This window comes from Leisingera sp. (genome assembly GCF_982940295.1).
This window is the reverse complement of sequence record NZ_CEYXRG010000009.1, coordinates 95598-110122: the sequence shown is the minus strand read 5'-3', so window position 1 is coordinate 110122 and position 14525 is coordinate 95598. Positions and strand designations below refer to the sequence as shown.

Sequence of the window (14525 nt, the reverse complement as noted above, 5' to 3'; positions counted from 1 at the left end):
CCATGGACGCCACCGACAGCGACGGTAATGCGGCGGTGCAGGTCAGCTTTACCGTGACTGTGTCCAGCAACGAGGCCCCGGTGCTGACAGCGCCGGAGGATCAGACCGCAACCGCGGCTGCTGGTGATAGCAGCGTCTCGCTGGATGTGACCGGTCTTGGCTCTGTCAGCGATGACAGCGGCACGGATCCGGCGATCACCTACGCGGTGGACGGCACCGTGCTGACCGGCACCTACGACTTCCCGGTGGGCGAGACCACGGTGACCATGGACGCCACCGACAGCGACGGTAATGCGGCGGTGCAGGTCAGCTTTACCGTCACGGTCGAAGATGGCTCCCCGCTGCCCGATCCGACGATCAGCGATGTCACCGTAAATGGCAATGGGACCGTCACCGTCACCGGCACAGCGGCGCTTGGTGCGCTGGTCACGGTCACCTTCCCGGACGGCTCTCATGTCGAGACCACCGCGGCTGCAACCGCAGCGGCGCGCCCGATGCGGCCGCTGGCCGTCAATAGCGGCGCAACCGGCGCCTACAGCGCGACCTCGGCCAGCGCACAACCCAGCGGCGATGTGACCGTTTCAACCGCCACAGGTTCTGGCTCTGCAACCACCAGCGCCACTGCCACGGTTGACACCACTGCACCGGACGTGGTGGTCAGCGGCGGCCCGGTCAACGGCATCAGCTATCAGGAGAGCTTCACGCTCACCGTGACCTTCAGCGAGGACGTGACCGGCTTCACCGCCGCGGACATCTCCGCAAGCAACGCGGAGGTGACCGGGCTGAGCGGCTCCGGCGCTATCTATGAGGCGCAGCTTCACGCAACCGGCAGCGGTGAAATCCGCGTGCAAGTGCCCGCAGGCGCAGCTGAAGATGCGGCAGGGAATGATACCACCGCTTCCAACACGCTGGTGATTGCGGACACGACGGTGACCGAAACCCAGAAGAAGATCGCAGGATTCCTCTACAACCGCGCTAACCAGTTGATCGCAAATCAGCCCGAACTGACCAGCTTCCTGTCGCAGGCAGGCGCCGGCAGCGGCACTGCCCAGGCGCAGGTGACCAGAGGCGTTGGCAGTTTCGCCTTTGCTTCGCAGACGGGCCAGCCGGTCTGGTTCCAGCTGCGCGGATCCTGGAGCGAAAACGGCAGCGCGGACAGCCGCCAGGCCTTCGGCGCGGCAGGCGCCCATCTGCGGGTGAAAGACGGACTCCTGCTGGGTGCGATGCTGCAGTTCGACCACCAGAGCGAGGACGACGGCGCCAGCTCCGCCAGCGGCACCGGCTGGCTGGCCGGGCCCTATGCGGTGGCACGCCTGGACGGGCAGCACCTCTATGCCAGCGCGCGGCTGCTCTACGGCCGCTCCAGCAACAGCATCGCCCCATTCGGCACCTACGAGGATGACTTCGACACCACCCGCGTGCTGGCGCAACTGCGCCTGGCGGGGGATCTGGAGCGCGCAGGCATCCGGCTTACCCCCTATCTCGACGCGGCTTATGCGAACGAGGAGCAGAAGGCCTATACCGACAGCCTCGGCAATCTGGTGGGGGCGCAGAAGATCCACCTGCGCCAGGCATCTTTCGGTCTCGACATGGCGCGGCCGGTGGCGCTGGGAACGGGGCAGTTGCTGCTGACCGGCGGGTTCGCGGGCGTCTGGTCCTCCGCCAGCGGCACCGCGGTGGCCGAGACCGTGCTCCCCGCCTATTCGGGCTGGCGCGGCAAGCTGAACGCCGGCCTCACCCGGGTCTGGGACAACGGCGGCGAACTGTCGGTAGCGCTGCGCTACGACGGTCTGGGCAGCGCGGGCTATGAGAGCTACGGCCTCAGCTTCGGCTACACCCGCGCGTTCTGATCCGCCGCCCCGCTTGGGACGCGATGCAGCGAGCGCGTAGGTCTGCGGCATCGCGGCAGCCGCATTCTCTGGATTGCCGGCCGCGGGGCAAGCCGGCGCAGCCCGCCGCGTCCCAGTCCCATCGGCGCGGAACCCAGTTCCTGATCGCCCCGGCTGATTCCGCCCTGCCGGGGCGTCCTTTCCGGTGAGTTGCCCTTGATATGCGATCGACGCCATTTTCCCGCGTCTTGATTGTTGACGCAGGCCGCAGCGAATGGCGGATTGAAAATCATGGCGCAGGCAGGTTTTCGATGACCGCTTCGGTGAAACCTGCTGCACTGAAAAATTTCCGGTGACATGTGCGCGAACGTCATCGCACTTTTGATGCAGAGGCATTGGCCGCGACTGCAATAGGCGGCGGTGTCTGCGCGTCCCGCGTCTTCTGCAGACCTGCAGCGAACAGACGGTTTCAAAAGCTCCCTAGGGTCAGGACACGTTATCGTTTCATATCCAGAACATGACGGTTGCAGCGAGAGCGATGGCAGACAAGAACACCTTGGGACACCTGTCGTATCAGGCTGCAACCCGACGCCAATCCTTGATCCTGCCGAACATGATTTCGATGCGGTTTCGCCGTTTGTATCGTCGCTTGTCGTATCTGATAGCCTTCTTTCGTTGCTTCCGGCCAGGGATGCAGGGGCGTATCCCTTTGTCTTTCAACGCTTCTCTAAACCCAACAGCGTCGTATCCGCGATCCCCCAGCAGCCAATCGACATCTGGCAGGCTGCTCACCAATGCCCGTGCGCCGATGTAGTCGCTGACCTGCCCGGCAGTGGCAGAGAAGCTGATCGGTCGACCCAGGCTGTCGCAGACGGCGTGCAGCTTCGTGTTCATGCCTCTTGGCGGAAATCAATGGGTCCTGAGCCTAAGCGCAAAACCCTTGGCATTGTGGCAATTAGGCTCCTCGCAACGCAGCAGGCGCCTTCAACTCTGCCTATGCAGGCAACCTATCCTGAGCGGGATCATCCGAAAAACAGGCAGGAAGTCCTTGAGAGGGAGCGGTCTGTTAGAATTGCAGCTATTCCTTCGCAATCGCGTTTTCCGGGCCGGTGGTCTTGTGGCTTTGAAACTCAAAAAAGACCGAAACTGGCCCGCGAACAAATCCTGACAGGGAAGCCCCGGCGCATTCCGCCGGGGCATTGATGGTCGAGTTGCAGGATATGATCAGGCCTCTGCCATTTCGCGTCTTTCAACACCCCTGAAGAAGATCAGGTAGAAAACCGGCGCAGCCACCAGCGTCAGCACAGTGGCAAAGGCCAGACCGCCCATGATAGTGATCGCCATAGATACGAAGAAAGCGTCAGTCAGCAATGGCGCCATACCGAGAATAGTGGTCACCGCCGCCAGCATTACCGGGCGCAGACGTGAGACCGAGGCCTCGACAATGGCTTCGCGAAGCGGCTTGCCGGTTTCGCGTTCCAGATCGATCTCCTCGACCAGCACGATACCATTCTTGATCAGCATGCCGGACAGGCTGAGCAGCCCCAGGAGCGCGGTAAAGGTGAAGGGGAAGCCCGTGCCCAGTAGCCCGATCACCACACCGTTCACCGACATCGGCACCAGGAGCCAGATGATCACCGGCTGGCGGATCGCGTTGAACAAAAGCACCGAAATCAGCACCATGATCAGGAGCGTCACCGGCAGCTGCTTGCCAAGGCTTTCATTGGCGTCGCCCGAGCTTTCATGCTCGCCGCCCCATTCCATCAGGTAGCCGGGCGGTATCTGCATTGCCTCAATTGTTTCCTGAACCTCGGCAAAAACGGTCGCGGCGGTCATGTCCGGCGGGATGTCCGCACCGACAGTCAGAGTCGGCAGCCGGTCCCGGCGATGCACCAGAGTGTTCTCCACCTCAACATCAATGCCGTCGATCATCTGCTCCAGCGGCAGGAACTTTCCGGCAGAGGAAGAGAACACGACCTGATCATAGATATTGTATGAATCCTCTGGTGCGCGGCGCACCACAATGGGGATCAGCCGGTCACGCTCCCTGAACACGCCCATTTGCAGGCCGTCAGTGGAGAATTTCAGCGCGTCGGCGATGTTCTCGCGGGTGACACCAGCGGTCTGCGCGCGATCAGTGGCGTAGACGGGTTTCAGGACCGGCTCCTGTTCGCGCCAGTTATGGCGCGGCAGCAGAATATTTGGCGAGGCCGCTTCCAGCCGCCGGATTGCTTCCTCGCCCAAGCTGCGCAGAATGCGAGGGTCGGGCCCGGAAAAGCGCACTTGGATCGGGTCGCCGCCGCCCGGGCCGAAGACCAGCCTTTTGGTGCGGAACTCACCCTCAGGGAATTTGGACTGGCCAAATTCTTCCAGCTCCGCCTGCAGAAGCGGGATGGCGTCCAGGTTTTCCGTACGGATGATGAGGTGCCCGTAGCTGGGGTTCGGCTTTTCGGCGGAATAGGTCAGCATGAAACGTGTTGCGCCCTGACCGGTGAAGGACGCCACAGAAACCACATCTTCGCGTTCAGTAAGCCAGTCCTCGAACACTTTCAGATGCTCAGAGGTGGTCTGGATCGAGGTACCCTGCGGCAGCTTGTAGTGGACGAAGAACAGCGGCGTGTTTGAATCCGGAAAGAACTGCTGCCGCACCTGTCCGAACCCGATAAAGCAGACCACGGTGACGGCGATCAGCCCAGCGACAACTATCCATCGCAGCTTCAGAGACGCCCGCAGAATTGCGCCGTAGGTGCGGAACAGGATACCACCATAGGCATCACTGTCCCCCTCCTTGCCCTGCTTGAAGAAATAGTGGCCCAGCAGCGGGGTTGCCGTCAGTGCCAGGAACCAGCTGAGCAGCAGCGAAATGGCAATCACCGCAAACAGCGAGAACAGAAACTCGCCGGTGGCGTCCGGGCTGAGACCGATGCCGGCAAAGGCCATGATGCCGATCACCGTGGCGCCAAGCAGTGGAATCTGGGTTTTCGAAGCCGCATCATGCGCCGCCTCGCGCGAGGACTTGCCGCGCAGCATGGCGATTTGCATCCCCTCTGCGACAACAATTGCGTTGTCGACCAGCATCCCCATGGCAATGATCAAAGCGCCGAGTGAAATCCGCTCCATCTCGATCGAAAACATGTTCATGAAGAACAGCGTGCCCACCACGGTCAGCAGCAGGGTGGTGCCCACAACAACAGCCGCACGCCAACCCATGAACAAGGCCAGCACGATCACCACGATGGACACCGACATGGCGAGGTTCACAAGGAAGTCGTTCGAGGCCTGCTCGACCACCACATGCTGCTGGTAGATCGGTTTCAGATCGACACCATAGGGGATCTGGCTGTCCAGTGCCGCCAGCTTGGCGTCAACGTTCTTGCCCACTTCGACAATGTTCTCGGTGGCAAGGCCAGCAATACCGAGGGTGAACGCCTCAACCCCGTCAAAGCGGATGATCAGATCCGGGTCATCAATGCGGCCGCGATGCACATCGGCCATGTCGATCACGTTGACCACCTCACCCTGCCAGCCAATCGCAAGGCCCTGAATTTCGGAGACAGAGTCCGAACCTTCGGGCGCACGTATCAGGGTTTCTGCAGGCCCTGCGTCGAGGCTGCCGGCTGAGCGGACCGAGTTGGATGAGGCCAGAGCACTGCTCACCGCGTCAATCGGAACATTCTGATTGACCGAAACAGCCAGCGTGGGTTCGACAAAGATCGCCTCCTGCGGCAATCCGGCGATTTCAACATCGGCCACCCCGTCCACCGTCAGCAGTTCACGCCGCAAGTAGGTTGCCAGATCATGCCTTTCAGCGTCCGTGTAGCCTTGCGCCGTCACCGCATAGAACAGGCCGAACACATCGCCGAAACCGTCGTTCACAACGGGCTGGCTGACGCCCTCGGGCAAAGCGCGGGCTGCATCGCGGACTTCCGCGCGCAGTTTGGTCCAGATGGCAGGCAATTCGGTGCCGTCGAAAGTATCCTGCATTTCCACTTCAATCAGGGAAAAGCCGGGCTGGTTCACGGATGTGATCAGCTTGACCTCGCCCATTTTCTGGATCGCGGATTCCAGGGGCTCGGAGACTTCGCGCGCAACCTGTTCGCTGTTGGCACCGGGATACTGTGTCGCGATGACCGCAGATTTGATGGTGAAGGCCGGATCTTCGAGGCGGCCCAAATTCAGGAAACCCCAGATGCCGCCAAGCAGAGCAGCCAGCATGATGATCCAGGTATAGAGAGGCCGGTTGATCGACCCGCGTGCAATGTCCATCAGCCTGCCCTCAGTTCCCAAAGCCAGTAAAGCGTCTGACTTGCTGACCGTCTTTCAGTGCGCCGCCTCCCGTCAGCACGATCTCTTCGTCTCCGGCAAGGCCGTCCGCCACGCGGAATTCTCCGTTCTGAGTGGCTTCAACCTTCACTTTGGTCCATGCGACGGTGCCCTCCGCAGCGCCCGCAGGAGAAAAGACCATAACACCGGTGCTGCCATCGGTTGCAGTAACCAAGGCAGTGGCGGGCACTCTGATGCCTGTATCGCCGGTGTTCACGCGCACGTTTACAGTTGCAGATGCTCCCGGAAGGATTTGGCGGTCTTCAGGCGGGGTAAGGCGGAATGTCACCTGATAGGTCTGGCCGACGCTGCTGGCTTCGGCGTCATATTCCAGAATTTCCAGCGGATACTCAGTTTCCTGGCCAGGGAAGTTTGCGGAAATCGTCAGAATATCGCTTTCCTCCGCTCTTTGGAAAAGGACTTCGGGCACATCAACTTTGATGTACAGTTCAGACATGTCGTGCAGCCGCACGATGGGGGCCCCCGAACTGACGGTGGTGAATTGCTCCACCTCGCGGCTGGAAACCAGCGCATCAAAGGGCGCGTCCAGGGTGGCGTGCTCGAATTCATACTCCGCATCGCGCAGCGCCACACGTGCCAGCCCTGCCTCGGTCTCGGCGTCGTCGATTGAGACTTGGCTGACGGTGCCAGTCAGGTTTTTCAGGCGCGCTACGGTGCGGTCAGCCTGTTCCTTTCTAAGTTGCGCCTGCTCCAGCTGCAGTTCGAACGGTTCCAGGTCAAGTTCGGCAATCAAACCGCCTTTCGCCACTGCACTGCCTTCAGTTACTGGAAATCTTAAGATTTGCCCGGAAACCTGAAACGCAAGGTCCACTGTCTGCTTGGCCGCCACTTGGCCAAAAAACTGCCGTTCCATAAGCAATGCTTCCGAGGAAGTTTGCAGCAGTTTGACCGGTTTCAGACCCTCTTGGGCCATGGCAGCAGCAGGCAAGGCGCCAAACCCCGCAGCCAAGGCCACGGCAAATGCAAATGAGTTGGGCAAGCGCATGCGTATCACTCCTGTTGGGGCAGTTCTCTTGCTGTTCCGCGTCACGTGACAGTTACAGGCCGTGCAAGCTCTGGTGCAAGTCAAGATGCCGGGACTGGTGCGGCATAGCCAGTTTGCCGGGATTTCTCTGTGAGCAGTGTCACAAAGAGAAAGAAATCTGCGGGCAATGCGCCGTGCAGCAAGGCCCGGTTTGACGCGCCGCATTACAGCGTCATACTTGAACAGCATGCCTCCGCTCAGCGCTGGCTGCGTCCGCCCACGAGGCCAGCCGCTTGCACAGCGTTGCGCAATTTGATGACCCCGCCCAAGACGCGACAAGCGGGCTGCGCAACAAAATCTGTGATAATTCCCGAAAATCCGCTAAGATTTGAGACCAGCCTTAGGCAGAATCCTGAATTTGCACCGGACTGCCGACAACCGGATTTTGCTTATTGATGGGATACGGAAGAACGCAATCAGAGCCGCAGATCCCTCCTGCAGATGCTGTAAGAGCGCTAGAGCAGCAGTTGGCGCAGGAAAAGGCGCGGTTTGCGGCTACCTCCGAAATCCTAAGGGTAATCGGGCAGTCGCGGGAAGACATCCAGCCGGTTTTTGACACTATTGTTCAGAGCGCCAGTGAATTGTGCGGGGCACGATTCTGTATGCTGTGGCGCTATAGCGGCGGCATGATCCATTACTGCGCAAGCCATGGCTTCGGGCAGGCGTTCATTGACGGCTACCTGGCGAATTACCCGGCGCCGCCTGTTGAGGGATCCATTACCGGGCCGGTAATTCGCACGGGCCGTACAGTTCATCTGGCCGATGCTCAGGCCCCAGACTATTCGGACTGCAAAACTGCGCGGCAGTTCGGTTACAAGGAGATGGTTGCCGTCCCAGTAAAGGCCGGGCCGGGCATTTGGGGTGTTCTTGTTCTGGGGTGGCCAACGGGGAGGGCTGCCCTGGCGGCCGACATCAACCTTCTGGAAACCTTTGCAGAGCAGGCCTGCATCGCCATCGGCAATGCGCGGCTTTTCGCAGATACGCAGGAAGCGCTAACGCATCAGACCGCGACGTCTGAGGTGCTGGGGGTGATCTCGCGCTCACCCAACGAAATCAGGCCGGTGCTCGACATCATTCTGGAAGTGGCCTCAGATATCTGCAGGCCGCAGACCGCCTATGCGACACTGGTGGATCACACCGACGGCAAATACCGGGTTGCCGCGACGCACGGCATGACACCGGATTTCCGCCATTTCTTAGCGGAGCAGGCGTTTGAACCTGAAACCGGCAGCTGCACGGGGAGGACGGCGCTGCTGAAGGAGACCGTGTATATCAGGGATACGGAGACTGATGCAGGGTTTAAGTGGAAGACTGCGGCCAAGCAGGGTAATTTCCGTTCGGCGCTGGGGGTTCCGCTGATCAAGGATGGTGTCGTGGCTGGGGTCATTACCCTTGGCCACGCGCAGCCCGGCGCCTTCACAGAGAAACAGATCAGCCTTTTGGAGACATTTGCGGCGCAGGCGGTGATTGCGATCAGCAATACGCAGCTGTTCGAGGAGGTGCAGGAACGCACGGCGGAACTGAGCGAGGCGCTTGAGTATCAGACTGCGACATCAGAAGTGCTGAGCGTGATCTCGCGTTCGCCCAATGAGCTGGAGCCAGTGCTGGCCGCCATACTCCAGGTGGCCTCCCGCCTTTGCGACCCTGAGTATGCGTTTTTTGCCATGCTGGACGCGTCAGACGGGTTGTACCGGATCAGCCAGTCGCACAACGTGCGGCCGCGGTTTCTCCGCTATCTTGAGGACAATCCGATTGCACCGGGGGAAGGCAGCTGTATCGGCCGGACTGCTCTGACCGCAAAGACGGTCTATGTAGCCGACACGCTGCACGACGACAGCTACACTTGGAAGGAAGCGGCAGGGATCGGCAATTTCAGAAGCACGCTGGGTGTGCCACTGATCAAGGATGGTGTGGTCCTGGGGGTGATTGTGATGGCGCACAGCCAGCCGCAAGCCTTCTCGCAACGGCAAATCGGCCTGCTGGAGACCTTTGCCTCGCAGGCGGTGATCGCAATCAGCAACACCCGGCTGTTCGAAGAGGTGCAGGCGCGCACAGCTGAACTGAGCGAAGCGCTGGAGTATCAGACCGCGACATCGGAGGTGCTGAGTGTGATCTCGCGCTCACCCAACGAGCTGGAGCCGGTGCTGCAGTCGGTGTTGAAGGTAGCTGTGCGGATTTGCAGCCCGGAAGTTGCCTATGTAGCGCTCCTGAACGAGGAAACCGGCGCCTATGAAGTGGCCGTCACTCACAATGCCAATGAAATTTTCGAGGAGATTCTGGCGCAACAGGAATTTGTGCCGGGAATGGCTACGACGACCGGACGGGCCGCGCTGACCGGCCGAACAACCTATATTCCCGACATTGAGGCCGATCCCGATTACGGCTGGCGGGAGCAAGCGCGCAAGGGCGGGTTCCTGTCCAGCCTCGGAGTACCGCTGATCAAGGGCGGCAAAACCCTTGGCGTAATCACGCTGGCCCATGTCCGCAAGAACGCCTTCAGCCCGAAGCAGATCGCGCTGTTTGAAACCTTTGCAGCGCAGGCGGTGATTGCACTGAGCAATGCGCGGCTGTTCACGGATTTGCAGAATGCGCTGGTCCGCCAGACCGCCAGCGCCGATATCCTGCGGGTAATCAGCAGCGCCCAGGAGGATGCCAAACCGGTGTTTCTGGCAATTGCAGAGGCGGGGGTGCGGCTGCTGGACTGCGACGGGGCCGCAGTGCTGATCCGGGACGGGGATCATTTCTCCCCTGTCGCGGGGATGCGCAGGACCGGGCCGATGGACACTTTAAACCCCGAACCGGTTCCGATTGATCCAAAGCTCAATTTCCCGAGCCAGGTCTTTGAAACCGGAAAGATGGTGCACGTACCGGACTTCGCCGAAACGGATCTGCCGCCGCATGAAGTTGAAACCGTGGCAAAATTCGGTTTGCAGTCCTGCCTTTACCTGCCGTTGCTGCGCGACGGCAGCTGCGTTGGCGTGCTTGCGTTTTCGCGTGCGGACAGCAAACGCGCCTTCACCAGCGAGCAAATCCGGCTGGCGGAAAGTTTCTGCGACCAGGCGGTTATCGCCATTCAAAATGCGCGCATGTTCAACGCGACCCAGGCAGCCCTGGCGCGTCAGACCGCTAGTGCCGATGTCTTGCGGGTGATCAGCAAGTCGCCGACCGACACCAAGCCGGTCTTCGACGAGATCGTGCGCCTCGCTGTATCACTGATCTCCTGCGACCTGGCCATTGTTACTGAAAGCGATGGCAAAGAGTTCTGGCAAGCGGCGGTGGCGTCGCCTGCCGGTGTGGAAGATGAAATCAACCAGACCCGGCATCCAATCGACCCGGCACAGAACTTTCCGTCGCAGTCCTATACCCGTAAGAAGATCCTGCACATTCCCGACTGGTCAAAAGTGAAGCTTCCTCCGATGGACCGCCGGATCTATCACGCCAGCGGCTTCCGCTCCTCCTTGATGCTTCCTCTGCTGCGGGACGGCGAGTGTATCGGCGGCCTGGGGTTCATCCGCAAAGCGGCGCGTGCGTTTTCACGGGATGAGATTGCAATGGCGGAGTCTTTTGCCGACCAGGCGGTTATCGCCATCGGTAACGTTCGCCTGTTCCAGGAAGTGCAGGAGGCCCGCGCCACAGCAGAAAAGGCGAATGAGGCAAAAAGCGCATTCCTCGCCACGATGAGCCATGAAATCCGCACTCCGATGAACGCGGTGATCGGCATGAGCGGGCTGCTGATGGACACCGAACTGGACGGTGAGCAGGCCGACTATGCCCGGACCATCCGCGACAGCGGCGACGCGCTGCTGGGGATCATCAACGAGATCCTCGATTTTTCCAAGATTGAAGCGGGGCAGATGGCCATAGAGGCGCACCCATTTGATCTGCGCGACTGCATCGAAACCGCACTGGACCTGATCAGCGGGCGGGCTGCGAAAAAGCAGCTGGATGTTGCCTATATCATGGACGACAGCGTGCCGCCTGCCATCAGCACCGACCTGACCCGGCTGCGGCAGATCCTGCTCAACCTGCTGTCCAACGCGGTCAAGTTCACCGACACCGGCGAGGTGGTGCTGTCAGTCACCTCAGAGCCGCCTGCAGATGACCGGGTGAAACTGCATTTCGAGGTCCGCGATACCGGCATCGGCCTGTCTGAGGAAGGGATGAGCCGCCTGTTCCAGTCCTTCAGCCAGGCAGACTCCTCAACCACGCGAAAATACGGCGGCACCGGGCTGGGTCTGGCGATTTCAAAACGGCTGGCAGAGCTGATGGGCGGCACAATGCAGGCATCCAGCGAGGGGCCGGGCCGGGGATCAGTGTTCAGTTTCACCATCCTTGCAGAACCGACCGGACTGCCGAAACCGGAGGCCCGCAGCCTTCTGGGCAAGCAGCCGGAACTGGCCGGCAAGCGCATTCTCATGGTGGATGACAACGAAACCAACCGCAAGATCCTGGCCGCGCAGACCCGTAAGTGGGGGACCCAGACAACCGCCGTCGCCTCCGCCGGCGCGGCGCTGGAAGTGCTGGCGGCAGATCCTGAATTCGATCTCGCGATCCTGGACATGCATATGCCCGGAATGGACGGGGTGACGCTGGCGCGCCGGATCAGGCAGACGCAAAACGACCTGCCGCTGGTGCTGTTCAGCAGCCTTGGCGAACGCGCCCCGGGGACAGAGGACGGGCTGTTTGCGGCCTGTCTGGCGAAGCCGCTGCGCCAGTCGCACCTGTTCGATACGTTGGCCGGGCTGTTTGCCTCGGCGCCTGTGCGTCCGGCTGCGGCCGGCACGGCGGGCAAATCAGTGACCGGTCCGGAACTCGCCGCGCGCCACCCGCTGCGGATCCTGCTGGCAGAAGACAATCTGGTGAATCAGAAGCTGGCGGTCCGGCTGCTGGAGCAGATGGGTTACCGCGCCGACCTTGCCAGCAACGGGATCGAGGCGCTGGAAAGCGTGGCGCGACAGGTCTACGATGTCGTGCTGATGGATGTGCAGATGCCTGAAATGGACGGGCTGGAGGCCGCGCGGCAGATCACTAGAAAATACACCGACGGCGACAGGCCCGCGATCATTGCGATGACCGCAAATGCGATGCAAGGCGACCGGGAGATGTGCCTGGAGGCGGGCATGGATGGCTACATCGCCAAACCCATCCGTGTTGAGCGGCTGATTGAGGCGCTGGAAGGTATTCAACCGCGCGGAAAGGAAACCCCATGAGCGGCAGCCCCCTTGATCCCGCCGTCTTTGCCGAGTTGCAGGACGCCACCGGCGCGGATTTCGCGGCGGATCTGGCCGCCACCTTCCTGGAAGAGGCGCCGGGCATGATTGCGGAACTGAAGCAGGCGGCGGCAGCGGGTGATAGCAACAGTTTCCGCCGCGCAGCGCATTCGCTCAAGTCCAACGCAAACACCTTTGGCGCCAGTGCGCTGGCGGAATTGGCGCGGCAGATGGAATTGTCTGGGCTCAGCGGTCCGGTACCGGATCTTGCCGCGCTGGATGCAGAGCACACCCGCGCGGGTGCTGCGTTGCGGGAGCTGCTGGATGGCTGATACCCAGGGGCAGGTGCTGATTGTGGACGACAACAAGGTCAACCGGCTGCTGCTTGCGCGCAATGTCGAGCTGCTGGGGCACCGGGCCGAGGCCGCGGAAAACGGCAAGATCGCGATGGAACAGCTCGGGACCGGGGCGTTTGACCTGATCCTGCTGGACATCGAAATGCCCGAAATGGACGGCTTCGAAGTGCTGGCGGCGATCAAGGCGGCCCCGGACCTGCGCGATATACCGGTGATTGTCACCTCCTCGCTGGAGGGGCTGGACAATATCGTACGCTGTATTGAACTGGGCGCGGAGGACTACCTGCCCAAGCCCGTGAACCAGGTGCTGCTGGGCGCCCGGCTGAACTCAAGCCTGGAAAAGAAGCGCCTGCGTGATGAACAGAAACGGCTGCTGGACCGGTTTGCAACCCAAGAGGTGGCGCTGGACCTGCAGAACTCCGGCTTTGCCATTGGCGGCAGGCGGATAACCGCATCAGTCCTTTTCTGCGACATCCGCGACTTCACGGCGCTGTCCGAGGACCTGCCGCCAGAGACCACCATCGAGTTACTGAACACATACTACACATTGATGTTCGACGCCGTCGGCAGCAACGGCGGTATCGTGAACCTGATGATCGGCGATGGGCTGATGGCCCTGTTCGGCGCGCCGCGGCCTCTGGAAAACCCGGCGCTGAACGCGGTGGCCGCGGCCAAGGAAATGTTCAGCATGATAGCGGTTCTGAATCAGCAGCAGAGCGCGGCTGGCTCACCGGAAATAAAGCTGGGAGCCGGCATTGCCACCGGGGAAGTGGTGGCGGGCTATGCCGGAACAGACGAGCGGGCCGCATACACCTGTGTCGGCAAGACCGTGAACCTGGCAGCCCGGCTGGAAGCGCATACCAAGGCTTCCGGGCGCAGGATCCTAGTTGACATGCAAACCCGGAACAGCCTGCCGGATCCCTCCGTGGCAGAAAAAATTCAGCAAGTGGAGTTTAAGGGATTTTCCGAGCGGCAGGACATTTTTGCGCTGTGATCCGCCGGCATTTGCGCCGCCCTTTCCCGGCGGATGCCTGCAAAGCGGCTTTTACTGATAAAGGGCGACTTCCACACGGCCCCAGCTGAATGCAGCAACCCGCCCGAACAATGGCGAATTTTCCGGTGCTGCCTTAATGAGCTTGCTCCACATATGATTTTGCGCCTGCCGCATCGGCCGGATCCGCTGGACGTCTTCCTTGGGCCTATTAATGCTGTTGTTTGCACCTGTGGCCCGGGGTGCCTTTCCTTCGGCCATGCGGTTCACTCTGTCGTTCCAAGATACCATATTCAGTGAATGCACCACGACCTTGAATATTTCGAGACGTGCGCTCGCGCCGCCATTGCTTCCATGCCCGGAGCTTTTCGGCCTGCTGCAGAAAACGTCATTCTGCGTATTGCTGAGTGGCCTGCGCCAGACATTTTGAACGATCTTGGCATCGTGGATCCGCGCGATCTTACGGGGCTCTACGAGGGTATTCCCATGACCGAGAAATCGGTCTTCGACATGGCACCGCCTCAAGATGTCGTCTGGCTTTTCCGGCAGCCGATTCTAGAAGAATGGCGCGATCGCGGCAATGTCGGGCTGAACGAGTTGATCGCGCACATTGTTATTCACGAGTTCGCCCATCATTTCGGATGGACTGACGAGGAGATCGCAGCCATCGACCAATGGTGGCTCTGAGCCGTCGCTTACTGCAATGGCTGCGTTTACGGTTTAAGCTCGCAGCCTTTGCTGCTGCCTGGATGGGACATCGCAAGTGCCGCC

Annotated in this window: 7 protein-coding genes and 1 pseudogene; 5 read left to right on the top strand and 3 right to left on the bottom strand. The window is 60.8% G+C overall.

What is annotated here, in order from left to right; genetic code table 11:
- The coding region (locus tag AC4HIX_RS10545; RefSeq protein WP_490398949.1) for an autotransporter domain-containing protein at positions 1-1850 on the top strand (1850 nt) is incomplete at its 5' end.
- A 483-nt stretch (positions 1851-2333) separates the two neighbouring features.
- Here AC4HIX_RS10545 and AC4HIX_RS10540 read toward each other — a convergent pair.
- The 3 genes and pseudogenes from AC4HIX_RS10540 to AC4HIX_RS10530 all read right to left on the bottom strand — a co-directional run.
- Positions 2334-2726, bottom strand: a pseudogene (locus AC4HIX_RS10540) (IS5 family transposase); the annotation flags it as partial.
- Between the two features lie 327 nt (positions 2727-3053).
- Positions 3054-6095, bottom strand: coding sequence for an efflux RND transporter permease subunit (locus AC4HIX_RS10535; RefSeq protein WP_490398948.1), 3042 nt, complete (start codon positions 6093-6095; stop codon positions 3054-3056).
- A gap of 10 nt (positions 6096-6105) precedes the next feature.
- Positions 6106-7158: an efflux RND transporter periplasmic adaptor subunit gene (locus AC4HIX_RS10530; protein WP_490398947.1), complete on the bottom strand. Its 1053-nt coding sequence runs from the start codon at positions 7156-7158 to the stop codon at positions 6106-6108.
- 434 nt (positions 7159-7592) lie between these two features.
- On the opposite strand from AC4HIX_RS10530, the gene AC4HIX_RS10525 reads away from it, so the two are divergent.
- From AC4HIX_RS10525 to AC4HIX_RS10510, 4 genes are all read left to right on the top strand, one after another.
- The gene (locus AC4HIX_RS10525) at positions 7593-12407 is read left to right on the top strand and encodes a GAF domain-containing protein (protein ID WP_490398946.1); all 4815 of its coding nucleotides are present in this window, start codon (positions 7593-7595) and stop codon (positions 12405-12407) included.
- A complete protein-coding gene (locus AC4HIX_RS10520; protein WP_490398945.1) occupies positions 12404-12739 on the top strand; it encodes an Hpt domain-containing protein in 336 nt (111 codons plus the stop codon). Before AC4HIX_RS10525 ends, AC4HIX_RS10520 begins: the two co-directional genes overlap by 4 nt.
- Entirely contained in the window at positions 12732-13757 is a 1026-nt protein-coding gene (locus tag AC4HIX_RS10515) for an adenylate/guanylate cyclase domain-containing protein (protein WP_490398944.1), read from the top strand. Before AC4HIX_RS10520 ends, AC4HIX_RS10515 begins: the two co-directional genes overlap by 8 nt.
- A gap of 297 nt (positions 13758-14054) precedes the next feature.
- The gene (locus AC4HIX_RS10510; protein ID WP_490398943.1) at positions 14055-14441 is read left to right on the top strand and encodes a metallopeptidase family protein; all 387 of its coding nucleotides are present in this window, start codon (positions 14055-14057) and stop codon (positions 14439-14441) included.
- Positions 14442-14525: the final 84 nt, after the last annotated feature.

Excerpts from the sequence above, each read along its gene's own strand:
- AC4HIX_RS10535 (WP_490398948.1), bottom strand. The coding sequence starts at position 6,095 with ATGGACATTGCACGCGGGTCGATCAACCGGCCTCTCTATACCTGGATC.
- AC4HIX_RS10530 (WP_490398947.1), bottom strand. The coding sequence starts at position 7,158 with ATGCGCTTGCCCAACTCATTTGCATTTGCCGTGGCCTTGGCTGCGGGG.
- AC4HIX_RS10525 (WP_490398946.1), top strand. The coding sequence starts at position 7,593 with ATGGGATACGGAAGAACGCAATCAGAGCCGCAGATCCCTCCTGCAGAT.
- AC4HIX_RS10520 (WP_490398945.1), top strand. The coding sequence starts at position 12,404 with ATGAGCGGCAGCCCCCTTGATCCCGCCGTCTTTGCCGAGTTGCAGGAC.
- AC4HIX_RS10515 (WP_490398944.1), top strand. The coding sequence starts at position 12,732 with ATGGCTGATACCCAGGGGCAGGTGCTGATTGTGGACGACAACAAGGTC.
- AC4HIX_RS10510 (WP_490398943.1), top strand. The coding sequence starts at position 14,055 with ATGCACCACGACCTTGAATATTTCGAGACGTGCGCTCGCGCCGCCATT.